The organism is Exiguobacterium sp. s189 (genome assembly GCF_018617615.1).
Classification (GTDB): Bacteria; Bacillota; Bacilli; order Exiguobacteriales; family Exiguobacteriaceae; genus Exiguobacterium; species Exiguobacterium aestuarii_A.
Genome location: NZ_JACSKM010000002.1, coordinates 12,911 through 37,633, shown reverse-complemented (window position 1 = coordinate 37,633; position 24,723 = coordinate 12,911). Strand labels below are relative to the sequence as shown.

Sequence of the window (24,723 nt, the reverse complement as noted above, 5' to 3'; positions counted from 1 at the left end):
ATAATAAGACCTCCAATCTTCTTTGTTAGAAGACTGGAGGTCAAATGGTTCATCCTTATTTTGTGCGGATCCAAACAGCACCTGCAGAGTTGTCTTTCGCTTCACCGACAACGTCAATGACGAGCCCGTATTGCGGAAGTTTACGCCCTGCATCTGGGATGAGTGAGTTGATGTACGAATTCGCATCATTGAACTGCTTCACGCCAGCTTGTGCTTTGTAGTCATACACACCACGACTTGGTGAATCGATGTACCAAGCGAGTGTCTTATCGAGACTGAATGCAGCATCAGCGATTTGGTAACGCGTGCTACCTGCAACTGTCTCTTTCCCGTTCAAGTTTCCGATGAGCGCCTCTGGGTGAGAGTCGACGACACCGAGGAAGCCTTCACCAGGGTGGACACCGACCCAGTTGTCTGTGTACGAGTCATCACCGTACCACACGACAAGACCAGTGTTGTATTTCACGCCACGGCCGTTGAGAAGACCCATATCCGACCCGGCATGGTTACGCCATTCGAGGTAGTAGTAATGCGGTTTTGAATCGTATCCGTCTGAGTTGACAAATCCATCAAGTGTGACGGCTTCAGCACCTTCCGCATCGTCTGCGAAGAGTGTTGCTGATTCTGATTGGATTGACAAGTTGTCGACCGCGAAGCCTTTCATTGCGACGCCGCCATCTGTCACGTATTCGAATACGATCTGTACATCTTGTCCAGCGAATTGTGAGAGGTCATAAGATTTGTTGACCCATGCACCGTTCGTCGTCTCAGCAGGGTATCCAGCTTCGTTTGCACCGTTGACGTCGTCACCGAACACATCGAGGACAACTTCTTTACCGCCGCTGACGGCTTTCACATACAAGTAGTCGTAATCTGATTCGACTTCATAGAATGAATCGAATGTGAGGACACCGTCCGCACCAAGTTTCACGCTAGGTGTAGCCATTTCCGTATGGATGTCGTCACCTTTTGTCGAGTAGTAGTAGCGCTCGCCATAAGCTGGTTCGATTCCTTTAATCTTCTTATCAGGAAGGTTGACTTTGATAATTCCTGGGTTGTTTGACTTCGTCACAGATTGGTCGAGTTGTGAGACAAAACCTTGTGAGTTGATATCTTCAAGGTCGACTTCTGTGATGTTCGCCCAGTTACCACCCATGATTTTTTGGAAGTACTCTTTGTTTTGTGGTGAGAAGCTTGTTGGCTCTGTACCAGCGACTTTACCAGCCCAGCTACCGCCACTCATGATTGACCATGATTGTACTGGCTCACCTTGACCTGTGTACTGCGTATCGTACTCATCTGGAAGACCGAGGTCATGTCCAAATTCGTGTGCGAAGACGCCGACTGCGCCGTCTTCTGGTTGAATCGTGTAATCGTACGCCGCCATTTTACCGCCCCAGTAAGGAACTGCAGCTTCTGTGTTTGCTACCGGATAAACGCCGTTAAGGACCCAACGGTGTGACCATACTGCATCGTCACCGAGTGCACCACCACCAGCTTCTTGACCAGTACCAGCGTGGATGATCATCAAGTGGTCGACGAGTCCGTCTGGCTCATTGAAGTCACCGTCTCCATCCAAGTCATAAAGATCGTATTGGTCGTGCTCGGCAAGATTGATTCCTGATGCGACAGCAGCGTTCAATGCATCTTTAACAAGTTGTCGCGGACCAGGACCGACGTTATCATGACCACCATCGCCTTTGTCTGCACCATAGTCTTTCGCAGTTCCTGGTACGGTTAACCATTCAGAAACTTCTCCGTCGACCGTGTAACTTCCACCTGATTGTTCTTCGTAGTATTGTTTGAACGTTTGAACCTTTTCTCCGTTGAAGAGTTCAAATGGTTGGTCACCAAACATATAGTTCTCATAGTGCTCTTTGCTGAAGTTGTCACTATACATATAGCCTGCTTCTTGAATAATGTTATTGTGTTTGAAGTCGCTATACTCGACGAGAAGGACGAGGACTTTGTCTTCACGAACCGACCCGTTATATGCCGATTGTTGTGCCGGAGAAACCTTCACTTGACCGTTCGGCTTTCCTTTACGGTAGTTCGCTTGACCTTTTTTCGCTTTGTCGAGAATTCGTTCAGTTTCTTTTTCGAATTGAGTATGTATCTTCTCTTTTGCTTTTGAAGCCTTCTCATTCAATTCGTCATCGTGCTTATGTGGATCTTTCGCTTCACCTTGTTTTTTCGCGATATACGCGTCGACCGCCTTCATGCGCTCGGATGCTGACAATCCTTTTTTGATGACGCCACGCTTCTCGAGTGCTTTCGCGAGACGATCCTCGTCGATGATGTTGTGGTCGAACGGAGCAAGCTCGCTCGTTGTCGGCACAGATGGTGCAACCGATAGCGGTGCAGCACCAGCAGCCGGAACGATGCTGACTGTCATGGCAGATGTCATGAGAGCCGCGAGTGTCGTTCGACGGATGGAACGTTTTTTCATTTGTATGAACCTCCTGTAAAAAAATAATGGGAAAATGTGTGAGCTTGTTGTAAATGTACCGTTTGTGTCTGATTAATGTCAATATTCAGAAAATAATAACCTAAAAAAGAGTCTAAAGACCTATTTAGTCAATATGTACTAAATAGTCTTAGACTCCAGGTCGATATATCCATAATGGAACTTCGATGTTTTTCGCTTTACCTGAGTAAAACCATAGTGTTTGAAGGCATCGCTCTCAAAATGAGCCTTTAAGACAATTCGTTTCTTAGCTACTCGATTTGCTTCAACCATCAACTCTTTTGAGAGTGGGGAGGTGTCGGCGATTGAGCGAAGTGGGTTCAGATGAACCGATTCTGAAATTGTTTTTTCGAACATCGGATCAAAGTAAACACAGTCGAACGAATTTTCCGCACATGTTTTCAAATATTCGAGAGAATTCGTATGAACGACCTCAATGCGGCGCATCGCCTCATTCACCTGCTCATCTTTTTCGACCCAAACGGACATGCCTTCTCGGACGAGCTGTGCCGTTATGAATTGGCTCTCAAGACCGATTACTTTACCGGTTGAAGCGACGGCATGGCTCATGACGATACTGTCCGATCCGAGTCCGAGCGTACAGTCTAATATACGATCACCAGGTTTTGCTTGTAATGCGTCAATGAGTGGGTCTGTTCCGCCACGACTGAGTTGCTTCACCCGAAAGACCGAACTAGAAGGGTGAAAAAAGAATGGCTCTTTACTTTGCAGGGGTGTGAACTCAACACGTCGCTTGTCAAAGACAAGTACATCTTGGTGATGCCGCTTTTTCAATTCTTCAATTGAATGTTTGCGTCGCTCGACAAATTTCATATTGTATGTGGTGGCATGTTTTTGCGCTCGATACAATACTTCGTCTGTCGGACGTAAACAAGTGGTTACGATATACATGGGACGGGCTCCTTCATAAAAAATGAGACGCACTCGCGTCTCATTTTTTCTTACTGAGTAAATCTGACAGTTCGTCAATTAGTGCTTTGTGAGAAGCAAGTTCTTTCTTCTTCTCGTCGTTCACGTTCACCGGACGTTTTGAACGGCTTTGAAGTGCTTCTAGTGTTTCGTCGATTGACGATTTCAACGTATCACGTTCTTCAGGTTTCAAGGATACTTCGTGCGGATTTTCTCCAGACGCATCTAACTCACGAAGGCGCGCCATCAATTGTTTTGCTTCACGATTCAAATCCACTAGTAATCTGTCAATTTGTTCCAAACGCAATTTGATTCCATCTCGTTCTGTAAACATCTGTTTCACCTCTTTTGCGGTTTAACCCTAAGGTCTCTTCCTGTTTACTTTACCATAAAATTTGTTAAACGAAACTACCGGGAATATATTCCATTTATTTTGGCTGTAAGAAACATTGTTTCTCTATCCCCACACGAAGTTCACCTGCTATACTAACTGAGCTAATAAGGAGGTGGGCGGATGGAGACTACAAATCATCCACCAAAAGCGCTCAAGGGAGCGATTGTGTCGATCACGGCATATTTGATCTTATCTATATTAAAAGTGTTCTTCGGATACTTATATGAATCTGAGGCGGTTTTAGCCGATGGATTCAACAATACGACGGATATTATCGCGTCGGTCGCCGTCTATATTGGAATTCGGGTTGCGGCGTTACCACGGGATGCCGAGCATAAATATGGTCACGCGAAGATGGAGACAATCTCCGCTCTCATCGCTTCATTGATTATGATTGCGGTCGGTATTTTCGTCTTCTTTAATAGTCTGTCGAATTTAATCGGGGGAGAATATGCAGAACCGAACCCGTTGGCAGCGGTCGTCGCATTCGCCAGTGCGCTCGTCATGTTCGGGGTGTATCGCTTCAACTTGAACCTCGCGAAGAAGACAAAGTCATTGGCACTTAAAGCTGCGGCGAAAGACAATTTGGCCGATGCGATGATTTCAGTCGGAGCCACACTTGGTGTGCTATTCGCTTATTTCCAACTCCCTTGGATGGACACGGTCTTAGCAATCATTATTGCCGGTATGATTGTCCGGACAGCGATTCAAATCTTTTTAGATGCCACCCATCAACTTTCTGACGGATTCCCTCCACACCTTGTCGAGACATATGAGGAAACGATTGAACAATTTGAGCGTGTGAAAGAAGTTCGGGAAATTAAAGGGCGTCATTTAGGAAATCACGTAATGCTCGATGTGACGATTGCAGTTGACGGCGATTTAACGGTCGATGCAGCCCACGAACTATGTGACGAGATTGAACAAAAACTAGATGAACAACATGCGGTCGATTCGGTGCATATTCATATTGAACCAATTTGACGTTCGGTTATCTTTTGCGCTTCATGATTGGATTCGTTTATAATAAGCGCAGACAGATATTGAACTACTAGTTAAGGAGGGCACGGGATGAACATCGTGCGTCAACCTATTCGCCAAATTGATGAGATCGAATATGAACATTTTCAGAAATATGGAGAAAACTCATATGGCGTTTCTGCTGAAGAGTTGAAAGGGATCTTCGAAGAAATGGGGTCGGAGCAACTTTATCACGCAGAAGAGCATAGTTACGGAGAAGACTTCTATTATGACTTGATGGTCGATGACAAACTTGTCGGTAAAGTCTTGTTACTCAAGCTTGCCCGAGTATACCAGCTTGACCTGATGGTGTTCGATGCATACAAAAATAAGGGATATGCGACGGAAGGTTTGCGTCTCGCATTATTGGACTCAAAATTGATGGAGGAACAAACAGTCCGGGCCGGGATTCCACCGACGAGTCCACATCAACAAGAGATGCATCAAGTGCTCGTTCAAAACGGATTTGAAAAGCGGAACGGTCTATATTATTTAAATTTCAAGAAACGATATGTAGTAAACCATTAAGCTGACGGCGTCTCGCACGTCAGCTTTTTTCATATGGAGGGGTAAGGATGAAGCAGGTCACCATTAAAGATATCGCCGAACTCGCAGGGGTCGCAAAGAGTACAGTCTCCCGCTATTTGAACGGTGGGTCGGTAGGGAAGGCGACGAGAGAGAAGCTCGACCGGGTCATTCGGGAAACCAATTATGAACCGAATCAATTCGCCCAAAGTCTTAAGTCAAAGCAGACGAAGATGATTGGGGTCATCGTTCCGCGACTCGATTCTTACGCTGCCTCGCGTACAATGATGGGAATTGATGAACGATTGACAGAACGAGGCTATCAGATGCTTGTCGTCAACACGGCACAACAGACGGAACGAGAGATTGAACAATTATACAACCTCGCCAAACAAAAGGTCGCCGGCATCATTTGGCTCGGGACGACTGTCACCGACCGTCACCTCGAAGCGATAGAGGCGATTCAAATCCCGGTGTTGCTGATTGGTCAACAGCACGACAACGTGCACAGTCTCGTCTATCCGGATTATGAAGCCGCATACGCCCTCGGTAGTGAGTTCACGAAATGGGGTCATCGAGACGTCGTCTATGTCGGTGTTTCGGAAGCAGATATCGCAGTCGGGCAAGATCGACGTGATGGTTTTTTGAAGGCGCTTCATGAGGCGGATGCACGCGTCACAGTCGTTCAGACAACCTTTAAAATCGAGGATGCCATTCCGATTGGAGAACGGTTGGCGAAAGAAATTGGCTCGACCTCACTCATTATTTGTGCAACGGACAATATTGCCCTTGGTGTATTGAAGGGACTGGCGAATCAAGGGATTTCTGTTCCGAATGACATCTCTGTCAGTGGCTTTGGGGGCTATGATTTCACGGAAGTCTTACATCCATCGATTACGACCGTCCATCTTCCATATCGGCGAACTGGGGCTAAGTCGGCTGATATGATGCTTCAACTTTTACAAGGAAACGACGTCCCAATGAAAACGTTCACAATTTTCGAATTAAAAGTGCGCGAAAGCGTTGACAAGTTGAATTAAATCGATTACATTTGTGTTGCGGAACCGGTTCCGCAACATTTTTTATTCTAAATTGGAACCGGTACCAATCGTGTAAAGAACTTATAAGATTTTTGGAGGTGGACGATATGAACACCGTACATTGTATCGGCGAATTGTTGATTGACTGGGTATGCGAGGATGCCTCGAGCGACCTCGTAAACGGAACGACGTTCGTCAAAAAAGCAGGTGGCGCACCTGCAAATGTGGCGGCAGTCGTCAGTAAGCATGGTGGACAGTCGAGTTTTCTCGGACAAGTCGGGAATGACCCGTTCGGTCTTTTCCTGAAACAGACGTTGACCGACAACGGAGTCAGTACAGACAACCTTGTTGAATCGGGAGATACGACATTCGCTTTTGTGTCGATTCAAGAGGACGGAGAGCGGGACTTCACGTTCCGACGCGGAAGTGACGGAGATTATGCGTTTGAATCCATCGATTTGTCATTGATTCAAAAAGGTGATCTCATTCATTTCGGTTCTGCGACAGCATTACTAGACGGAAAACTAAAAGATGCGTACTTCAAATTATTGCAATTTGCAAAACGGGATGGCTTGTTCATCTCATTTGACCCGAACTATCGAGATGCGTTGATCACGGACCTTGAGCAGTTCAAACAAGATGCGAGACATTTCATCGCAGAATCCGACTTCATTAAATTGAGTGAAGAAGAAGCGCACTTGTTGACCGGTAAAGAGCAACTTGAAGACGCTGTTCAAGCACTAATTCAATTAGGTGCAAAACAGGTTGCGATCACATTAGGGTCTCGTGGGACGTTGATTGCGACAAACACGCATCATGAAATCGTTCCTTCAATCTCAATCGACAGTGTCGATTCGACAGGAGCGGGAGATGCGTTTGTCGGTGCTTATTTGTATCGATTGGCGACGCTCGGATTTGACCCGGAGCGCTTACGTTCCGACATCGAATATGCAAACGTAACGGGTGCATTAACATGTACAGCTTATGGCGCAATTCCAGCAATTCCATCACGACAACTTGTGAATGAAACGTTAGGAGGGAAATGAAGATGGATTACAAAAAAGAAGCAGCATCGATATTAGAAGCGATTGGCGGGAAAGAAAACGTTGCGGCAGCCGCCCACTGTGCGACACGCCTTCGTCTCGTATTGAACGATGAGTCAAAGGTCGATGAGAAAGCACTCGAACAACTTGATGTGGTTAAGGGAACGTTCTCAACGGGAGGACAATACCAAATCATCATCGGGCAGGGTACGGTCAACAAGATTTATGCTGAATTTTCACAATTGACAGGTCTTGGAGACATGTCAACGACAGACGTGAAGTCAGCCGGAGCGAAAAAGATGAACCCGCTCCAACAGTTCGTCAAAATGTTATCGGATATCTTCGTTCCAATCATCCCGGCCATCGTCGCCGGCGGTCTCTTGATGGGGATCAACAACTTATTGACGGCACCGGATTTGTTCTTTGAAGGACGTTCATTGATTGACCAGTATCCAGGCATGGCAGACCTCGCAGCAATGATCAATACGTTTGCAAACGCCGCCTTCGTCTTCCTACCTGTACTCATAGGTTTCTCCGCAGCCAAGCGGTTCGGGGGTAACCCGTATCTGGGTGCAGCGCTCGGGATGATCATGGTTCACCCGGACTTGATCAACGCATATGCACAGGCAACTGTTGAAGAGATTCCGGTTTGGAACATCTTCGGTCTCGAGATTGAGAAGTTAGGATACCAAGGACAAGTCTTACCAGTTCTCGTCTCGACGTATATTTTATCGAAGCTTGAAATCAACATTCGAAAAATCATGCCGGCATCACTTGATATCTTGCTTACGCCGTTACTCTCACTCCTCTTCACAGCGTTCATCACGTTCGCTTTCGTCGGACCGATCACTCGTGAAGCAGGGAACTTGATCATTGATGGGTTGGTATGGACGTATGATTCACTCGGATTCGTCGGTGGTTTGATCATGGGTCTTCTTTACGCCCCAATCGTTATTACAGGTATGCACCATAGCTTCATCGCGATTGAAACACAGCTTCTTGCGGATATCGCCGAAACTGGCGGATCGTTCATCTTCCCAATCGCTGCGATGTCGAACGTCGCACAAGGGGCGGCTACACTCGCTGTCTTCTTCTTGACTGCTGATAAGAAGATGAAAGGTGTCGCATCAGCATCAGGGATCTCAGCATTACTTGGAATCACAGAGCCTGCCATGTTCGGGGTCAACTTAAAACTACGTTATCCGTTCATCGCAGCCATCGTCGGTTCAGCTGTTGCGTCAGCTTTCATCGTTGGAAACGACGTATTGGCAGTAGCGCTCGGTGCTGCTGGGTTACCAGGAATCATTTCAATCGCACCTGGTTCAATCATCTCGTATATCATCGGTATGGCGATCGCATTCGCCGTGACGTTCGGATTGACATTCATCCTCGCGAAGCGACAAGCAAAAAAAGAAGCGGTCAAACAAGCCGCGTAACGAAAAAGGAAGTGACACTATGAATTGGACGAAGGCCGAACGTTATCGTTCACTCCGTGACGTGAGCGCCCTCGAGATGGAGGTGCTCCGTACAAAGACGGCCGCATCCCCGTGGCGGTTTGGATACCATATCCAGCCGCCTACGGGCCTCCTCAATGACCCGAACGGCTTCGCATATTACGATGGAGAGTACCATCTATTCTATCAGTGGTTCCCGCTCGGGCCAGTTCACGGTCTCAAACATTGGTATCATGTCAGTTCAACTGATCTCGTCAATTGGACGGACCGCGGGGTGGCGTTAGTCCCTGAAACGATGGAAGATTCTCATGGTGCCTATTCGGGAAGTGGATTCGTCGTTGATGACACCCTTCACGTGATGTACACCGGAAATCATCGTACCGACGATTGGACGCGTCACGCCTCGCAAATTATCGGTGTCTTACGTGACGGGGTAATTGAGCGTCGTAACGTGGCAATCCCGAGTGTTCCAGCAGGCTACACGGAACATTTCCGTGATCCGAAAGTATGGGAAGAAGATGGATTGTATTATGCGATTGTCGGTGCACAGCGAACGGATGAGACAGGATGTGTCGTCTTATATCGTTCGACTGATTTGAATGAATGGACGTTTTTAGGTGAAGTGAAGACCGAGCTTGAACGGTTCGGTTACATGTGGGAATGTCCAGACGTGTTTGAACTGAATGGAAAGCATGTCCTCATTTTTTCTCCGCAAGGGATTGAGCCTGATGGTCATCGCTACCACAACATCTATCAATCCGGATACGTCACAGGTACTCTTGATTTAGAAACGCTCGTCTTCACGCACGAATCATTTGAAGAGCTCGACTTCGGTTTCGACTTTTACGCTCCACAAACGACGGAGCATGATGGTCGTCGTATTCTAGTCGGCTGGATGGGCTTACCGGAGATTGAATATCCGACGGACCGCTACGGTTGGGCCCATGCGTTGACGCTTCCTCGAGAACTCTCGCTTGAAGATGGCGTATTAAAACAACGACCAGTCCCTGAAATGAAGCAACTTCAAACTAATCAGTTCGCAGACGAATCAGGTACGCATATCGAAATGATTTCGCCCGAACGTTATGAATTGAAATTGTCGACGTCCGGAGAAGACTTCGAGCTTGAACTATTGAAGACAGAAGAAGAGTCGCTTGTGATTCGGTACGAGAAAGATACACGCGAATTGACCATCGATCGGACAAACGCGGGTGAACCGTTCGCGACCGAGTTCGGGACGACTCGGACAAAAGTGATTGAGGTCACGTCCCTTCATCTGTTCGTCGATTCCTCAAGTGTTGAATGTTTCGTCAATGACGGTGACGCAGTGGCAACGCTTCGCGTCTTCCCAAGTGACGACGAGAAACGGATTCGCTACGTCGGAGCGGATGCAACATTAGTTGGTTGGAAGTATGAATGAGTGTAAAAGCTGAGCGTTTGCTCGGCTTTTTTATTTTCCAAATGTTGAAACCGTTTCACAAAACAAACGTATATAAAACGAGACGGGAGGTTAGAGTGATGGATAAATGGATTCGTTGGGCAGGTGAGATTCGTAAAATAACGATGGCTTATAAAATCGATACAGAAGAACTCGAGAGAGAAGAAATGGAACACGTGATGGTGGCGGAGTCATCAGAGCGCGGAACATTCAATTCAGAAGTAGCGTTAGAGTTTCATGAATTGAGCCAGGTGCGGGTGTTCGCGGAAATGTTACGAAGTTCAGAAGAAATCGAAGGCATTGAGATTGAAGTGGCTCCCGATTTTGATCTGATGTTGCACTATAAGGGTGGAGAACAGGAACGCTATCAGCTTTGGCTCGGTCAACCGAACCGTCCTAGTGTGATCGCGAAACTCGAACGAACGGACGTTATTTGGAAGTTACCAGAACATACGACGAATCGCTTGATTGATGTCCTCGGAGTAAATACGTAAAAAAGCACCTCTCTTTGAGATGCTTATGAGTTGAAACGAATGAACCGTTCGATTTGTCGTTCTGATTTTCTCGCTTGCCGTCCGACCCAAATGAGGTGTCCCGGGCTGTTAAGGATCGTTAGCTGAGCATGGGGAATCAAACGTTTCGCATAATGGGCGTGGCGAACCGGCACGGCTTTGTCATTTTTCGAGTGAATGATATAGGTCGGGCACGACACACCGAGCAACACCTCGCTCGACACACGCTGTTTCAAGTCGAACTGTGCCCCTAGACCAAACGCCATTTGATTGGCGACACGTTTGAGGAGGAAGATGTCATAAGGAGACACCTCTTCCCGAATCGTCTCGAGTGCCAACACACTCGTCGATTGAATCATGCGTGCCGTCGCTTCGAACGGATGTTTTTGAATGGCACGAGCAATGAATTGTTTCATGATGTATTGAAGTGCGATGAATGCGGGTTGGACAATATTTCTGCTGACTGTGTCCCGATACGGAAAATCGACGACACTCGTCACAGCGGCAGCGAGTGTCAAGCTTCTTACACGTTGGTTTTGGGAAGCGAGTTCAATCGCGGTCGGTCCTCCGGCAGAGATGCCGTAAACATGATATTGATCAATTTCTAGCATTTGCATCAAGTGAGCGAGTCGGGATGCAAAGAGTTGAGGAGATGCTGAAAAAGAGTACGGTGTTTCTCCATATCCGGGTCTAGATGGGACTATGACCCGAAAACCGGACAAAACGAGCTGGTCCACATGGTATGGTTCTAAACTTGATGACTGGGTCCCATGAATCAGTACGATCACAGGACCGTGACCACGGTCTATATATTCAATTTTTGAGCCGTCGACGTGTGCGTAATATTTCACTTCAGATGGCGCCTCCTTAAACAGTTTGTAATGGAAAATACCTTTATTTCGTGGAAATAAAATGATAATGTCTGTTTATACATATTATAGATATAGAAATGAAAGGGGATAGAACCGTGAATAACCGAGAGCGGTTACTTGAAGTTCGACGTTTCTTCGAACGTTACACGGACGAAGCAAATCCTAAAACACTAGAAGATTTGCTCGAATACTTGTCAACAATTGGAGATACTTCTAAGTTAGCAAAAAAATCGGTGAAAGACGATATCCAAGCACTGAATAATTCGGGGTTTGAAGTGCAGGATGAATTGGAGAAGAATGGTCTCGCCAAAAAATATTGGCACTCTGCTCGTTTGTTCGAGATTCACGAACTTCGAATGATGGTCGATGCCATCGTCGCAGCCAAATTCATCTCAGAAGACGTGACCGAAGAGATCGTTGAAAAGCTTCAAATGCTGACGAGCAATCCTGAGGCGCAGACGTTACAATCGATCATTAAGACACCGAAGAAAAAACACGGACAGATTCCGTACCATATCGACCGCATTCAGAGAGCGATTCATGAACGGAAAGCCATCTCGTTCCAATATACGGATGTCATCGGATTCGACGTGACGAAGCGGACATTCCCGCTCCGTCGTGATGGAGAGCGGTATGTCATCAATCCAATCGACTTGCATTGGAATCACGAACAGTATTACTTGATTGGCATCGACGAATCGATTGGAGAGGTTCGGAACTATCGGGTCGACCGAATCGTCAACTCCGAGATTGTAGAAGACGGCACCATTCGTCCGAAACACCATCTTCCAGATGACTATTACCAAAAGTCCTTCAATATGTACAACGGCTTAGATGAGCAAATCGTCTTGTCGGTCGATGAGCGCGTTCTCCCGGTCATCTTCGATAAGTTAGGAGAAGACGTCTCTGTGTCTGAACATGAAGTACGTTTCCTCATTCGTTTTGATGCGGCCGTGTCTGACGGATTCATTTACTGGTTGCTCTCTTTAGGGGCACAAGTAGAAGTTGTTGAACCACTCACGCTCCGCGACCATATGAAGGCAACGATTAAGAAAATGGCGAATACTTATGAGGATACAAGCATTCATTCATCCATCGAGTAATCAGATGTGCTATACTGCTTGCGACACTTAATGAAGGGGGACAGGCGGATGTTGAATTGGATGCCATTGATCATTCCGATTGTCGCTGTCATTTTCGTAACGATCGTCGCAAGACGCGCCATGAAAATGGATAAAGAGAACTAACATGAAGAGACATCATCCTTGAATGGGAGATGTCTCTTTCGCTATGGAGGTAGAACGTGGATACGATTACACATACGTTATTCGGTCTAACACTATATGGTGCAGCCGATAAACGTGATTTACAACAACATGAAAAACGAGCCTTGTTCGTCACGACGCTCGTCGGGAGTCAAATCCCGGACAGTGATGTGATTTCAAGACTATGGGACACGGAAGGAATGTATCAGATGTGGCACCGCGGCATCACACACTCCATCTTTCTCGTCCCGCTCTTTGCACTGCTCATCTACATACTCGTCCGTCTTCTCTTTCGAGTGACGGACATCCGTTATTTTTGGTGGGCTTTGTTGTCTGTATTCATACACAACACATCTGACTTGTTCAATGCGTGGGGGACGGGCTACTTCGAACCGATCTCGGACGTGAGGATCACATTCGGTGTAATCCCGATCGTAGATTTTGTCTATTGGGGCATCTTCTTGGTCGCCTGGCTTGTCGCGCGTAAACAAGAGGTCCGCTATAAAACGTATCGGTATACATGGTCTGCCCTCGTCCTATATGTCGCCATTCAAAGTGCGCAAGGAGCTTATTTGTATCAGGTATACGCGGACGAGCATGATGAAGTGGCGCTCTCCGCTTCGTTCATCCCGACTCAGTTCACCGTCATTACGAAGACTGAGGAGAACGTATCGCTCTTTAAAGATTCCATTTATCAAGAGGCAACCTTGCAATACGAATTGACGAGTGCCGAAAAGACGAGTCTTGAGCCATTGTTTGAAGCGAATCAAGAGGCACTCACATTGACGAAATGGTCACCGTTTGTTGTCATCGTGGCAAATGAAGAACGACTCGGCGTCTTTGACCCACGTTTTTATGACGGAGAGTCTTCTTTCTTATACGAATATATAGAAAGGTAGGACGAATCGATGGGACGCATCCGCTATCTCTTTATTTTCGCTTATGAACAAGCTCTCAGCTGTATTTTCCCAGTTGCCATCTTTGGTGCACTTGCCGTCACGAAATTTGTGGAGTTACCGCTCCCGCGATATGACGTCTTACTCATCTGGTGTCTGTTCGTCCAAGTGATTCTTGTAAAAACGGGACTTGAAACAATCGAAGAAGTGAAAGTCATCAGCTGGTTCCACGTCATCGGTCTTGGACTTGAGCTATTCAAAGTGCAGATGGGGTCATGGAGCTATCCGGATGAGGCGTTCACAAAAGTATGGGGCGTCCCGCTCTATGCGGGCTTTATGTATGCGAGCGTCGGAAGTTATGTCGTTCAAGCGTGGCGTCGTCTCGATTTACAGTTCACGAAGATGCCAAACCCAATCATCGCTTTCGGACTAGGCATTGCGATTTATTTCAACTTCTTCTGGCACCATGTTTGGCTAGATCTGCGATGGCTATTGATCGCACTCATCTTCTTGGCGTTTGGCCGCTCGGTTGTCTCGTACAAACTCGATGATCGGCGATTCAAGATGCCGGTCGTGCTTTCATTCTTCTTGATTGCCTGCTTCATCTGGCTTGCTGAAAATATTGTGACCTTTTACAACGGCTGGGCGTATCCGGACCAGTTGAACGGTTGGGCCATCGTTGATTTAGGGAAACTATCCTCTTGGTTCCTACTCGTCATCATCAGCATCCTACTTGTCGCTTGGCAAAAGCGAAAGCTGGAGTATGAAACGACTTAACTCGACGTGTGTCGAGTTTTTTTATTTTTTCTCCTTGCGTTGAAGTGAACTTCAAGGTGTACGCTTTTATTGTAAGTCGCTTGACGATAGTTTAAGGAGGGAAACAGATGAGTAAGAAAGTAACGGCAGGATACGATCAACTCGGGCAATTCGCACCTGCTTTCGCTAAAGTGAATGACGATGTACTTTTCGGTCAAATTTGGAGTCGGACGGATGAACTGTCCGCTAGGGATCGCAGTTTGATTACAATTTCCGCGCTTATGGCAACTGGAGCATTTGAACAACTAGGTGTGCACTTGAATCGTGCAAAAGAGAACGGGATCACTCGGACAGAAATTGCGGAAGTCATCACGCATCTCGCATTCTATGTAGGTTGGCCAAAGGCATGGAGCACATTTGGGATGGCGAAAGAAATTTTCGCAAACGACGATGCAGCTGCAGATGCTCCGCTCGGAATATTGTTTGAAACAGGCGACCCGAATCTTTACGGGGAGTTCTTTACAGGGAACAGCTACTTGAACCCACTACTGTTTGACCAAGAAATGGGCGTGAGCATGGCGAATGTGACGTTCGAGCCAGCTGCAAGAAACCATTGGCACATTCACGAAAATGGTTATCAGTTGCTGATTGTGACTGGTGGCGAAGGTTGGTATCAAGAAGATGGAAAAGAAGCGAAATCACTTTCGAAAGGTGACGTCATTCTGACAAAAGAAGGAATCAAACATTGGCATGGTGCAAAACGTGACCAATGGTTTGAACATGTTGCGATTACGTTTGGACAGGCGAAATGGTTTGAACCGGTCGATGAATCGATATATGAGGGATTAGATTCAGGAGGTTGACATGAATATAAAACAAGCGGCTGAACAGTTCGATTTGACGACAGATACACTGCGATATTATGAGCGAATCGGATTGATTCCGCCAGTCTCGAGAAATGAAAGTGGTTATCGAGACTACAGCGATATTGATTTGAACTGGGTATCCTTTATCAAATGCATGCGAGATGCGGGCGTGTCAGTCGAAAGTTTGATTGAATACGTGTCACTGTTCCAAGAGGGAACGGATAGTATCTCAACACGAAAAGAAATTTTGATTGACCAACGCCAGGAACTGGCTGGAAAGATTAAAGTCATGCAAGAGACATTAGCGAAACTTGATGAAAAAATAGATGGTTATGAAGAAAACATGCTTGCATTTCAATCTGAACATTTACTAAGCAAAAAAGGAGAGAGCGTACATGAATGAAAACTATACACTAGCGAATGGGGTCAAAATTCCAAAGTTAGGTCTCGGGACGTGGATGATTGATAACGACAAAGTGGTTGAAGTCGTGAAGCAGGCGATTGATCTCGGTTATCGCCATATCGATACGGCACAGGCTTATCAAAATGAAGAAGGGGTCGGACGTGGCGTTCGAGAAAGCGGTATTGCGCGGGAAGAACTATTCCTGACAACAAAACTCGCAGCGGAGATTAAGACATACGAAGAGGCGAAACAGGCAGTTGATGAATCACTTCAAAAAATGGGTACCGACTATATCGATTTGATGCTCATTCATAGTCCGCAACCGTGGATGGAATTTGGCGAGGAAGATCGATTCTTTGAAGGGAATGTAGAGGCATGGCGTGCATTAGAAGATGCATATGAAACAGGGAAACTCCGGGCAATCGGTGTTTCGAACTTTATTGAAACAGACTTAGAAAACTTGTTCGAACATGGGACGATTCAACCGATGGTCAACCAAGTGCTAGCACATATCAGCAACACGCCATTTGAGTTGATTCAATACGCGCAAGACAAAGGAATTCTTGTCGAAGCGTATTCTCCGATTGCGCACGGCGTCGTTCTCGACAACGAAGAATTGATTGAAATGGCGAAACGATATGACGTGTCTGTTGCACAGTTGTGCATAAGATACGATTTACAGTTAGGTCTTTTGCCGCTTCCGAAAACGCAGACGTACGAACACCTCCAATCAAATCAGAAGCTCGATTTTACGATCTCAGATGAAGATATGGAGACGTTAAAGCATGTTGAGAAAATCAAGGACTACGGAGAAGCTCGTGTCATGCCTGTCTTTGGTGGCAAGTTAAAATAAAGTGAATCCATCGCTTCCTTTGTTACGTATTGTAATGTGAGGTGATTGGGTTGTTGGAAATTGTGCTTACTTGGTTCATTGGATTATTGTGTTTAGGATCACTTGTCATCTACTGGAGAGAGTGGTGGAAGACACGCAATCGTGTGAAATTAGGAAAAGTCCTTCTCGCTGTTTTCGCATCAGTTGCTATACTTGGAATGGCCGGGATGGAGACGCACGACCGTATGACGACGAATTACATCGTCGAGACAGGAGAATGTTATGTCGTGAATGATCAGTCCTCGAAGGGTTCGTCGAACGTGACGTTATGGTTCGGCGAGCGGGCATACGGCTTCAAGGAAATTCCGGATGTTGCGTATGGTCCGGGACAACTATTTTCATGTCGCGCGACGATGACGAAGCAGATGCAATCAGGAATCGATTATGAGTTGCGCTCACTTGACGGTGAGTTATTATACTCAACCCATTCAGATGATTGATTGTATGACATGGTCAAACAAAAACGTGTTCAAAGCTAAATTCATAGCTTCGAACACGTTTTCTTGTCCATTTTTTTATATGTACGCCCTAAAAGTAACATCATAATGATAAAAGCCAGGCCACCAATCAAATTGGTTACAAACAAGATGTACTGAGACGACAATAGACGGAGACCAGCCTGGTATATAAGTGACAGCGAGATCACTGCAAAAATGAAAATTCCAAAAGGATTAGCTAAAGTCGCAAATAATTTATTTTCCATAGTCACGCTCCATTTATGCTTATTTACTTTTTCGATTCCATCATACGTGTTCGCTTTCTCTCTAAAAAGATTGGAAGAATATTTAAAAAGATTGCCGCAATCGTCAAGAACCACAATGCGCGTGACATTCCTGGCACCACATCCTTTAAGGCAGCCCAGTCCTCTGCTTCGACCCACATATTGATTAGGCTATATTCGGCACATAACGTGAGAGCAGTCAAGGACAGCGCAATCGCCATCGGTAGTCTGTAATCCTTCTCCATCATAAATACGGTCAAATTGATGAGAGTCGCCCCAATGGCCGCTAATCCAAAAATAATCCACATGCTTCAACCTCCTAAATATTTCTACAGATTCATAATAACATACATCATTATCCATAATGATTTCTGAAAATTGTTTTTATTCACATAATAAATATGCTAGAATCAATAGAAAGTGTCTTTGGATATTATTCCCTTTAGAAAATGAACAATCAAACGGACATCCTTTCACACTTTTGATTGAGAGATTGGCATTCAAAAGGAGATCGAACTATGACGTATATTGCTCGAAAATCAGTTCATCTGATTTTCGCATTTTTCATCTTGATTGCAATCAGTGCACTACCAACGCTCGTCGTTCAGACGGATTTTAGTCTGACGAATTATTGGAACGGGATTCAACAACAGATGGATCAATTACAGAAATTAGAGGACATTACATATTACAACATCACCGCGCAACGTTACTTACCACTCTTGCCGGCACTTGAACCCCTCGTCAAAGAGTCGGTCATCATTTTTACGACGGCACTTGCGGTATCGACCTCGCTAGGATTAATGTATGCGTACTTCTATTACCGGAGCGGGAGACGAGTTCGTACCGTCTTGCACCAAACGAGTCAGACGCTCGAGATGGTACCGGATTTATTTTGGTTAATTTTTTCTCAATTTCTTGCGATTACAATCCATAAGTCGACGGGATTCGATCGCATTGAAGTGGCAGGAGGATTCGCAGAGTACATTCGGTTTCTCCCGATCGTCACCTTGACGCTTACGACGTTATTCTTCTTTATCAAATGGCTGACGATTCATATCCATGAACAAGAGGCCATTCCGTATCTCGAGCTCGCGCAAGCGAAAGGGATTCGACCGAGAGGGTTGTTTTGGAAACACTTGTTGCCGAATATCATCTATCGGTTTTACCTCTTTTTCCGTTCGAACATCATTACCATCTTATCGACACTTCTGATTGTCGAATATCTATTTAACGTTCAAGGGTTATTCCGATTCGCCGTCTATAACCCTCAGATGGAAATCTTACTGGTCATCTTATTCGTCATCTATATCCCGATTTTTCTGTTAGACCTATTTATTGAATGGATTATTCCGAATGCATGGAAAGGAGGGATTTGATGCGTCGAGTATTAATGCGTGACCCAATTTTTATCTTCTGCTTTGTCATCGTAGCGGGGCTATTGTTGATGAGTTTTGGAAATACCGTGTTTCGTGACGGGAACGTAGATCAAACCCTTATGCTCTACTCTGATGAAGGGAGACTCATCGGAATACCACCGTTAGAGCCGTCGAAATATCAATGGCTCGGGACAGACAATGCTGGATATGATTTATTCCAGATGCTCGTGGAAGGCTTTAAGTGGACAGTTGGCATCTGTGCGCTCGTCGCATTCGGACGGATGGTCATCGGATTATTGATTGGCATTCCCCTTGCTTTCAGGGGAACTCGCTTAAATCAATTCTTTAAAACGCTATTGGACGGCTTTTTGATTCTGCCGATTTCATTGATTGCATTGATGATGTTGGTAGGAACACTGACCTTCTATGATTCGACACAGGTGCCTCCATTATGGGATCGAGTCAAGATTGAACTAATCGTCTTAGTCGTTCTCGGATTGCCGGCCGTCACGTTATACCTCATCACAGAGATTCGACAATTGCTTCAACAAGAGTTCATGATCGTGGCTCAGACGCTTGGTGGCAGTGTCTGGCATCGTGTGAGATTGCACCTTTTCCCGCATCTCGTCCCAACCCTCGTGATCGTCTTCATGCAACAGTTTGTCCAGACGCTCATGTTGCTCATTCATCTCTCACTGTTCGGGATATTCTTCGGAGGAACGGTCATGTTACATGAAGGGATCATGCCGACCGTCTATGAATGGTCTTCGATGTTCGGGTATTATTTCAGACAGTTCACCGCGATGACATGGATGACGAATCATCTATTTCTCGTCCCGGCCATGTCACTTGCTGCGCTCATCTTTATTTTCAACTTGTTGACAAGCCGTCTTGAGCGAGCATTTAAGCTCAGACGTCAAGAACCGGTGGTGACCGAAATAAACATCGCACAATCAGAAGCAGCAGCCGCGTCGCTCGACTATCCGTTTTCTCTTGTCAATGCGAGTGTATCATTAAAGAATGAACCGGATGATATCGTATGATGTCATCTGGTTTTTCTATGCTAAATCGACTGAACCTTCGTGATTGCGGGAACGTATATAACAGTATGAGATGACTAGCCAAAAAAGGAGTGAATCAACGTGAAAGCTGCGATTTGTACGACGTATGGGGGACCAGAAGTGTTCGTCATTCAAGAAGTAGACCGACCGAAACCTAAAAGCAATGAGCTACTGATTCAAGTACATGCATCGGCCGTTCACTCCGGAGATCGACGACTTCGCGCGCTGGACGTTCCTGCACTCGGAAAACTACCGATGCGGATAGTTATGGGGTTTAATGCGCCAAGACAACCGATTCTTGGAGTCGTGTTGGCAGGTGTAGTGGTAGAGGTCGGTAGTGGTGTAAAGAGCTTTCAAGTAGGGGAGAACGTCTATGCGCTCGCGGGAATGAGATTTGGTGGATATGCGGAATTTGCATGCGTGAACGAATCGAAATGTGTGGTTCAGATGCCCGCGCATGCCAGCTTTATCGAGGCGGCGGCACTTCCGTTCGGAGGGACGACCTCGTTACACTTTTTACGGAAAGCAAACATCGAACGGGCGACAAATGTTTTGATTTATGGTGGCTCAGGTGCAGTCGGCTCCACTGCCGTACAGATTGCAAAACATTTCGGCGTACATGTCACAGCAGTTTGCCATGAGCGGAACATCGAGCTCGTGAAGCGACTTGGGGCAGATGTGGTCGTCGATTATTCGAAAGAAGGCTACGACCGCGAATTGGGTACGTATGATGCCGTTTTTGACGCTTCGGGGAAAATTGATAAACGACTAGCAAAAACGCACGTGGCAAAGAATGGTGTGTTCAGTTCCGTCGCGGGACAGGGACCGGCGAGCGAACGAAAAGAGGATTTGATGTTCTTGAACGAATTGTTTGAAGCAGGAGAGCTACAACCCGTCATTGATTCGGTTTATTCACTAGATGAGATTGTCGAGGCACACCGATACGTCGATCAAGGAAAGAAGATTGGGAATGTGATTGTGACAGTCAAATAGGAATAAGTCAGATGATCGATGGTATGATGAAGAGGGATTGAATTCGTGCTTTATGGTGAGGTGCATACGATCATCTCACATACATATGAATACTAGATGTAGTCAATGGAGCGGGGGACTAATAATGAATGTATTAATTGGACAACCAAAGATGGAACGAAATCTCGAGCAACTGAAGCTAGAGATTGAGTCGAACCCTAAAGTGGACTTGATTCTCTACCCAGAGGGATATTGTACATATACAGAATTAGATATGGTTCGTCAGTTAGCTAGTGCATTCAAGACGGCAATTGTCTTGGGTTATCGGGATGATACGAATAAAGATCGGGTTCTCATTGTAAATAAGAAAGGTGAAACGCTGTTAACGCGACCGAAAACACCTGAAAATGAGTACTTGTTCATGCCATCAAGTGTCATAGATGGAGCGGAGGAATACGGATATTTACTTTGCAGGGAGATTTTTATGGGTGTAGAGGGACTAAAGAATCACGGGCATCTATCAATCATATTCAATCCAATCGGGGTCGGGATGTTTAGTGAAGAACAATTCATGGAGTGGTCCGAAGAAGCGAGAAAGATTGCGATGGAACGTAAAGCGATGATCATCGGAACGAGTCACGCGGATGGGTCGTATCGAAATTGTGGTGTATCGATACCAATCGCGTATTGCTATGATGAAAAGGGTGAAGAAGTGTTTCTATCGAAAAATGATACGCGAACGAGAGTGTTAGATACTGAATTAAAGGGTGTAGTGATTGTCTAACTTATTATAATCTTATTAGCATTTTGTTATTTCACATACCGAATTTTTAACTTGAAAATAGAAAGAGAGAATGTATGAGATACCCATTCAAACGAAAACATAACAAAAATTGTACTTGCTCAAAATGTGGCAGGAGTACAGAAAGTGAAGGTGGTTTTGGATCAAGGATGCCAACAGTTCTAAATGGAATGACAACACGTGAGATGAAAAAACGTGTCGTATTGACAGATGATGTATGTGTCCTCGATGAAGCCCACTTCTTCATTTACGGATGTCTCGAGATTCCAATCGTTGGGGAAGAAGACCCCTTCATCTGGAACGTCTGGGTGTCACTCAGTGCGGATAATTTTTTTAAAGTCATCGATTTATGGGATGAGCCCGCTCGTGTTGATCTCGACCCGATGTTTGGCTGGTTATCGATGGAATTGCCGATTTACCCAAATACAATCAATCTGAAGACAAACGTCCATATGCGTGGAGTCGGATTACGTCCGTTGATTGAACTCGAACCGACGAATCATCCTCTTGCGATCGAACAGCGCAATGGCATCACGAGGTCGAGGGTAGATGACATTTTCCGACTCGTTGAACGTGATGAATAAAGGAGGTTAACTGAGTGAGTGAGTTGAAGTCATCTTTGATTTTCGATTTGTATTCAGGAAATCAAGCGCTCACTTCCATTCAGCAGACCATGTCGGAGCGAATAGAGGTACTTGTTCACGACAAACAATTCAATGAACTTGAACACTTCATGCGCGACACTCCGGACATCGAGCAGCTGTTGATCGACCATGTGATGCTTGACCCGACCGATTCATATCGTTGGGATTTGCTTATCGGTTACGAACGGATGGATCGGATTGAAGATTATGATCGAGTGAATGCGTTTTGCCGAACAGCCTTTTCATACCATCCAGATAAACCATTCTATTTGGCTTTAGCGTTATATGATATGGGTTGGAATGATTTTGAATTGGACGAGGAAGTCATGGAAGTGGCTAATCGATTGATTGAGGAAGCATCAGCTGAGGTTTCTGCATTGATTTGTCTAAGCATGTCAAAATCGCTAAGACATATGGAGCGAGAGTATCTGGTCAAGGCCATTGAGAGATGTCCGCGGGCAGTTCAGCCCTACTTTTCTTTAGGAGGATATTTCATGCGACACAATCCGAGGTTGGCCAAATTTTATATAGAGAAGGGACTTGTTCAACTGGCTTTGACTTTCGACGATTCAGGTGAAACGTCAAAGCCAGTGATGGGCTTCAACCCACACACTTGGCAGAGGGACGTTTGTAACGAGCTGTTAGGGGTGAATATGAGTTGGCGAGAATACAAAACGTACAAGCGAATGATCAAGTGAAGGAATCAAGAATAGTGATGAGGAAGGCGAGGAGGGATTTCATGAGAATCACAGAAACTACACTGTACACGAATCGGCTTGACGAAATGAAACGTTTTTATACGGGAAAGCTTGGATTATCAGTCATTGAAGAAGACTCGACGAGTTTTCGAATCAATCTAGGTGAAGATGCGCTGGTGTTTCAAGAGGCAGCGACCATTCAAGAGCGACAGTATCATTTCGCCATTAATATCCCGTCCAATCGATTCAAAGAAGCGAAAGAATGGATTAAATCACGTGTTCTACTTTTGATTGAAGATGGGGAGGATGAGATTTACTTCGAAGGGATTGATGCCTCGTCACTTTATTTTTACGATGCGGACGAGAATGTCGTCGAATTGATTGCTCGACATTCGATTAACCCAGAAAGTGATGCAGAGGTATTTTCTACTGATGACTTTCTTGGAATCGGCGAGATGAGCTTGACTGCAGTAGACCCGCTTCATGTCGCACAAGAACTTGCGAACATCGAGATCCACCGCCGAGACGGCAACCCAATCGATGAACGTCATCTGAATTTTTTAGGCGCACCGAATAGCGATACATACATTTTATTGGTGCCAGAAGGTCGTGTGTGGCTGTTTTCACCAAAGCTGTCGATCCCGAGTCCTATTCAAATGACCATCAATCGACAATATGTCATTGAAATCGATGAGAATCATAAACTGAACATCTATTTGAATAAAAAATGAGTTCATTCCTGAACTCATTTTTTTTCGTCTTCACTCAAGTACATCCGAATCTCATCCAAACTCATAAATGAATTCTCTAAGGTCACTTCAAATGATTTATCTAAACAATCAATAGTAAGTGGTTCGCCATCTAGACGAGAGTATCCTTGTAACAGTGGTTTGATGCGTTCATGAACGATTTGTGCCTTTACGAGTGTGGTTTGAGGAAAGAGGATGGCAAACGTATCTGAGGCGACCCGATATTTTTTATCGGTCCGTCGTGTCGCTTCATGTAATTCGTCGCTGAAATAATCTAAAAACCATTCATATTCGGATTGTCCATAACGTTTTTCGAAATCATTTAGGAGAGGTAATGTGACGAATGTGACGACGAACGTTCCACCGTTTCGGATCAATCGATCCCGCTCTGCTTCAAGGTCCATGAAGAATCGATTACGATTATCAAACCCTGTCTCAGGATCGACAGCAATTAATTGACTGACTCTCGCTTCTGCGACGCTCAAAGCAAATTGAGAGCGAAAAAGACCGACTTGAAGCAAGTAAGCAAGACTCGTCAACATCGCTAACAACAAAAGAATAATGAATTGCTTAAGGACGGGATACGTATAGCCGGACATCATGATTAAAAAGTAAGCGCCGAACCCTAACGCGATCAGAACTCCAGAGGCTCGGTGTATGAGTAGCGTTGAAAGAAAGAGGACAGGGATACAAATCATCCACCAGACCGGTAGATTGTTCATCATCAGAACAGAAGACAATAGAGTACTGACGATCAATGAGCCAACGATGAGCGCAATCAGTTGAAGTGACGTGGCAGACCAATGTCGCATCTCATCTCCCCCTTCCCAAAAGAAATAAATTGTAATAGTAACACTATTATCCATTTTCCGAAATAGTGATGATTCAAACCGATTCGTACACTTGATTCATTATAAGTGATTC

The 24,723-nt window shown here is 45.5% G+C and carries 27 protein-coding genes; 21 read left to right on the top strand and 6 right to left on the bottom strand.

Annotation, left to right across the window (positions count from 1 at the left end):
- Positions 1-55: 55 nt before the first annotated feature.
- The 3 genes from KNO99_RS02990 to KNO99_RS02980 form a co-directional block, all read right to left on the bottom strand.
- A complete protein-coding gene (locus tag KNO99_RS02990; protein WP_214745172.1) occupies positions 56-2,449 on the bottom strand; it encodes an immune inhibitor A domain-containing protein in 2,394 nt (797 codons plus the stop codon).
- Between the two features lie 138 nt (positions 2,450-2,587).
- Positions 2,588-3,379, bottom strand: a complete 792-nt coding sequence (locus KNO99_RS02985) for a class I SAM-dependent methyltransferase (RefSeq protein ID WP_214745170.1) — start codon at positions 3,377-3,379, stop codon at positions 2,588-2,590.
- A 40-nt stretch (positions 3,380-3,419) separates the two neighbouring features.
- The gene (locus KNO99_RS02980) at positions 3,420-3,731 is read right to left on the bottom strand and encodes a hypothetical protein (RefSeq protein WP_026826028.1); all 312 of its coding nucleotides are present in this window, start codon (positions 3,729-3,731) and stop codon (positions 3,420-3,422) included.
- 180 nt (positions 3,732-3,911) lie between these two features.
- Between KNO99_RS02980 and KNO99_RS02975 the strand changes: the two genes are divergently transcribed.
- The 7 genes from KNO99_RS02975 (at position 3,912) to KNO99_RS02945 (ending at position 10,805) form a co-directional block, all read left to right on the top strand.
- Complete coding sequence (locus KNO99_RS02975) at positions 3,912-4,775, top strand: cation diffusion facilitator family transporter (protein WP_214745168.1); 864 nt, start codon at positions 3,912-3,914, stop codon at positions 4,773-4,775.
- An 87-nt stretch (positions 4,776-4,862) separates the two neighbouring features.
- Positions 4,863-5,339 carry an N-acetyltransferase gene (locus KNO99_RS02970; RefSeq protein ID WP_214745166.1) on the top strand — a complete coding sequence of 159 codons (477 nt, stop codon included), beginning with the start codon at positions 4,863-4,865 and terminating at the stop codon, positions 5,337-5,339.
- Between the two features lie 47 nt (positions 5,340-5,386).
- Positions 5,387-6,376, top strand: a complete 990-nt coding sequence (locus KNO99_RS02965; RefSeq protein ID WP_214745164.1) for a LacI family DNA-binding transcriptional regulator — start codon at positions 5,387-5,389, stop codon at positions 6,374-6,376.
- A 107-nt stretch (positions 6,377-6,483) separates the two neighbouring features.
- Positions 6,484-7,422 carry a carbohydrate kinase family protein gene (locus KNO99_RS02960; RefSeq protein ID WP_214745163.1) on the top strand — a complete coding sequence of 313 codons (939 nt, stop codon included), beginning with the start codon at positions 6,484-6,486 and terminating at the stop codon, positions 7,420-7,422.
- A gap of 2 nt (positions 7,423-7,424) precedes the next feature.
- The gene (locus tag KNO99_RS02955; protein WP_214745161.1) at positions 7,425-8,855 is read left to right on the top strand and encodes a sucrose-specific PTS transporter subunit IIBC; all 1,431 of its coding nucleotides are present in this window, start codon (positions 7,425-7,427) and stop codon (positions 8,853-8,855) included.
- Positions 8,856-8,874: 19 nt separating this feature from the next.
- Positions 8,875-10,293, top strand: coding sequence for a glycoside hydrolase family 32 protein (locus KNO99_RS02950; RefSeq protein ID WP_214745159.1), 1,419 nt, complete (start codon positions 8,875-8,877; stop codon positions 10,291-10,293).
- Positions 10,294-10,391: 98 nt separating this feature from the next.
- Positions 10,392-10,805 carry a YhfM domain-containing protein gene (locus KNO99_RS02945; protein ID WP_214745157.1) on the top strand — a complete coding sequence of 138 codons (414 nt, stop codon included), beginning with the start codon at positions 10,392-10,394 and terminating at the stop codon, positions 10,803-10,805.
- Positions 10,806-10,828: 23 nt separating this feature from the next.
- Here KNO99_RS02945 and KNO99_RS02940 read toward each other — a convergent pair whose 3' ends face one another.
- Positions 10,829-11,674, bottom strand: a complete 846-nt coding sequence (locus KNO99_RS02940; protein WP_214745155.1) for an alpha/beta fold hydrolase — start codon at positions 11,672-11,674, stop codon at positions 10,829-10,831.
- Between the two features lie 116 nt (positions 11,675-11,790).
- Here KNO99_RS02940 and KNO99_RS02935 point away from each other — a divergent pair, with 116 nt between their 5' ends.
- From KNO99_RS02935 to KNO99_RS02905, 7 genes are all read left to right on the top strand, one after another.
- Positions 11,791-12,798 carry a helix-turn-helix transcriptional regulator gene (locus tag KNO99_RS02935; RefSeq protein WP_214745153.1) on the top strand — a complete coding sequence of 336 codons (1,008 nt, stop codon included), beginning with the start codon at positions 11,791-11,793 and terminating at the stop codon, positions 12,796-12,798.
- A gap of 200 nt (positions 12,799-12,998) precedes the next feature.
- Positions 12,999-13,859 carry a metal-dependent hydrolase gene (locus KNO99_RS02930; RefSeq protein ID WP_214745151.1) on the top strand — a complete coding sequence of 287 codons (861 nt, stop codon included), beginning with the start codon at positions 12,999-13,001 and terminating at the stop codon, positions 13,857-13,859.
- A gap of 9 nt (positions 13,860-13,868) precedes the next feature.
- Complete coding sequence (locus tag KNO99_RS02925) at positions 13,869-14,633, top strand: DUF817 domain-containing protein (protein ID WP_214745149.1); 765 nt, start codon at positions 13,869-13,871, stop codon at positions 14,631-14,633.
- Positions 14,634-14,740: 107 nt separating this feature from the next.
- The gene (locus KNO99_RS15470; RefSeq protein WP_214745147.1) at positions 14,741-15,475 is read left to right on the top strand and encodes a carboxymuconolactone decarboxylase family protein; all 735 of its coding nucleotides are present in this window, start codon (positions 14,741-14,743) and stop codon (positions 15,473-15,475) included.
- 1 nt (position 15,476) lies between these two features.
- Positions 15,477-15,881: a MerR family transcriptional regulator gene (locus KNO99_RS02915; protein WP_214745145.1), complete on the top strand. Its 405-nt coding sequence runs from the start codon at positions 15,477-15,479 to the stop codon at positions 15,879-15,881.
- Positions 15,874-16,734: an aldo/keto reductase gene (locus tag KNO99_RS02910; protein ID WP_214745143.1), complete on the top strand. Its 861-nt coding sequence runs from the start codon at positions 15,874-15,876 to the stop codon at positions 16,732-16,734. Before KNO99_RS02915 ends, KNO99_RS02910 begins: the two co-directional genes overlap by 8 nt.
- A gap of 53 nt (positions 16,735-16,787) precedes the next feature.
- Positions 16,788-17,213, top strand: a complete 426-nt coding sequence (locus KNO99_RS02905) for a hypothetical protein (protein ID WP_214745141.1) — start codon at positions 16,788-16,790, stop codon at positions 17,211-17,213.
- A 286-nt stretch (positions 17,214-17,499) separates the two neighbouring features.
- Here the strand turns inward: KNO99_RS02905 and KNO99_RS02900 are convergent, their stop codons facing one another.
- On the bottom strand, positions 17,500-17,802 hold the full coding sequence (locus KNO99_RS02900) for a hypothetical protein (protein WP_214745139.1): 303 nt from the start codon (positions 17,800-17,802) through the stop codon (positions 17,500-17,502).
- A 210-nt stretch (positions 17,803-18,012) separates the two neighbouring features.
- Here KNO99_RS02900 and KNO99_RS02895 point away from each other — a divergent pair, with 210 nt between their 5' ends.
- The 7 genes from KNO99_RS02895 (at position 18,013) to KNO99_RS02865 (ending at position 23,781) form a co-directional block, all read left to right on the top strand.
- The gene (locus tag KNO99_RS02895; RefSeq protein ID WP_214745137.1) at positions 18,013-18,873 is read left to right on the top strand and encodes an ABC transporter permease subunit; all 861 of its coding nucleotides are present in this window, start codon (positions 18,013-18,015) and stop codon (positions 18,871-18,873) included.
- A complete protein-coding gene (locus tag KNO99_RS02890) occupies positions 18,873-19,916 on the top strand; it encodes an ABC transporter permease (protein ID WP_214745135.1) in 1,044 nt (347 codons plus the stop codon). Before KNO99_RS02895 ends, KNO99_RS02890 begins: the two co-directional genes overlap by 1 nt.
- Before the next feature lie 99 nt (positions 19,917-20,015).
- On the top strand, positions 20,016-20,927 hold the full coding sequence (locus KNO99_RS02885) for an NAD(P)-dependent alcohol dehydrogenase (protein WP_214745133.1): 912 nt from the start codon (positions 20,016-20,018) through the stop codon (positions 20,925-20,927).
- Between the two features lie 124 nt (positions 20,928-21,051).
- Positions 21,052-21,690, top strand: coding sequence for a hypothetical protein (locus tag KNO99_RS02880; RefSeq protein ID WP_214745131.1), 639 nt, complete (start codon positions 21,052-21,054; stop codon positions 21,688-21,690).
- 74 nt (positions 21,691-21,764) lie between these two features.
- On the top strand, positions 21,765-22,292 hold the full coding sequence (locus tag KNO99_RS02875; protein WP_214745129.1) for a DUF2199 domain-containing protein: 528 nt from the start codon (positions 21,765-21,767) through the stop codon (positions 22,290-22,292).
- A gap of 14 nt (positions 22,293-22,306) precedes the next feature.
- The gene (locus KNO99_RS02870) at positions 22,307-23,050 is read left to right on the top strand and encodes a hypothetical protein (protein WP_214745127.1); all 744 of its coding nucleotides are present in this window, start codon (positions 22,307-22,309) and stop codon (positions 23,048-23,050) included.
- A gap of 41 nt (positions 23,051-23,091) precedes the next feature.
- On the top strand, positions 23,092-23,781 hold the full coding sequence (locus KNO99_RS02865; RefSeq protein ID WP_214745125.1) for a VOC family protein: 690 nt from the start codon (positions 23,092-23,094) through the stop codon (positions 23,779-23,781).
- A 14-nt stretch (positions 23,782-23,795) separates the two neighbouring features.
- On the opposite strand, the gene KNO99_RS02860 is transcribed toward KNO99_RS02865, so the two are convergent.
- A complete protein-coding gene (locus tag KNO99_RS02860; RefSeq protein ID WP_214745123.1) occupies positions 23,796-24,611 on the bottom strand; it encodes a GGDEF domain-containing protein in 816 nt (271 codons plus the stop codon).
- Between the last annotated feature and the right edge of the window lie 112 nt (positions 24,612-24,723).

What these genes read in the sequence shown, in the direction of transcription:
- KNO99_RS02990 (WP_214745172.1), bottom strand. Translation starts at nt 2,449, where the DNA reads ATGAAAAAACGTTCCATCCGTCGAACGACACTCGCGGCTCTCATGACA.
- KNO99_RS02985 (WP_214745170.1), bottom strand. Translation starts at nt 3,379, where the DNA reads ATGTATATCGTAACCACTTGTTTACGTCCGACAGACGAAGTATTGTAT.
- KNO99_RS02980 (WP_026826028.1), bottom strand. Translation starts at nt 3,731, where the DNA reads ATGTTTACAGAACGAGATGGAATCAAATTGCGTTTGGAACAAATTGAC.
- KNO99_RS02975 (WP_214745168.1), top strand. Translation starts at nt 3,912, where the DNA reads ATGGAGACTACAAATCATCCACCAAAAGCGCTCAAGGGAGCGATTGTG.
- KNO99_RS02970 (WP_214745166.1), top strand. Translation starts at nt 4,863, where the DNA reads ATGAACATCGTGCGTCAACCTATTCGCCAAATTGATGAGATCGAATAT.
- KNO99_RS02965 (WP_214745164.1), top strand. Translation starts at nt 5,387, where the DNA reads ATGAAGCAGGTCACCATTAAAGATATCGCCGAACTCGCAGGGGTCGCA.
- KNO99_RS02960 (WP_214745163.1), top strand. Translation starts at nt 6,484, where the DNA reads ATGAACACCGTACATTGTATCGGCGAATTGTTGATTGACTGGGTATGC.
- KNO99_RS02955 (WP_214745161.1), top strand. Translation starts at nt 7,425, where the DNA reads ATGGATTACAAAAAAGAAGCAGCATCGATATTAGAAGCGATTGGCGGG.
- KNO99_RS02950 (WP_214745159.1), top strand. Translation starts at nt 8,875, where the DNA reads ATGAATTGGACGAAGGCCGAACGTTATCGTTCACTCCGTGACGTGAGC.
- KNO99_RS02945 (WP_214745157.1), top strand. Translation starts at nt 10,392, where the DNA reads ATGGATAAATGGATTCGTTGGGCAGGTGAGATTCGTAAAATAACGATG.
- KNO99_RS02925 (WP_214745149.1), top strand. Translation starts at nt 13,869, where the DNA reads ATGGGACGCATCCGCTATCTCTTTATTTTCGCTTATGAACAAGCTCTC.
- KNO99_RS15470 (WP_214745147.1), top strand. Translation starts at nt 14,741, where the DNA reads ATGAGTAAGAAAGTAACGGCAGGATACGATCAACTCGGGCAATTCGCA.
- KNO99_RS02915 (WP_214745145.1), top strand. Translation starts at nt 15,477, where the DNA reads ATGAATATAAAACAAGCGGCTGAACAGTTCGATTTGACGACAGATACA.
- KNO99_RS02910 (WP_214745143.1), top strand. Translation starts at nt 15,874, where the DNA reads ATGAATGAAAACTATACACTAGCGAATGGGGTCAAAATTCCAAAGTTA.
- KNO99_RS02900 (WP_214745139.1), bottom strand. Translation starts at nt 17,802, where the DNA reads ATGTGGATTATTTTTGGATTAGCGGCCATTGGGGCGACTCTCATCAAT.
- KNO99_RS02895 (WP_214745137.1), top strand. Translation starts at nt 18,013, where the DNA reads ATGACGTATATTGCTCGAAAATCAGTTCATCTGATTTTCGCATTTTTC.
- KNO99_RS02890 (WP_214745135.1), top strand. Translation starts at nt 18,873, where the DNA reads ATGCGTCGAGTATTAATGCGTGACCCAATTTTTATCTTCTGCTTTGTC.
- KNO99_RS02880 (WP_214745131.1), top strand. Translation starts at nt 21,052, where the DNA reads ATGAATGTATTAATTGGACAACCAAAGATGGAACGAAATCTCGAGCAA.
- KNO99_RS02875 (WP_214745129.1), top strand. Translation starts at nt 21,765, where the DNA reads ATGAGATACCCATTCAAACGAAAACATAACAAAAATTGTACTTGCTCA.
- KNO99_RS02865 (WP_214745125.1), top strand. Translation starts at nt 23,092, where the DNA reads ATGAGAATCACAGAAACTACACTGTACACGAATCGGCTTGACGAAATG.
- KNO99_RS02860 (WP_214745123.1), bottom strand. Translation starts at nt 24,611, where the DNA reads ATGCGACATTGGTCTGCCACGTCACTTCAACTGATTGCGCTCATCGTT.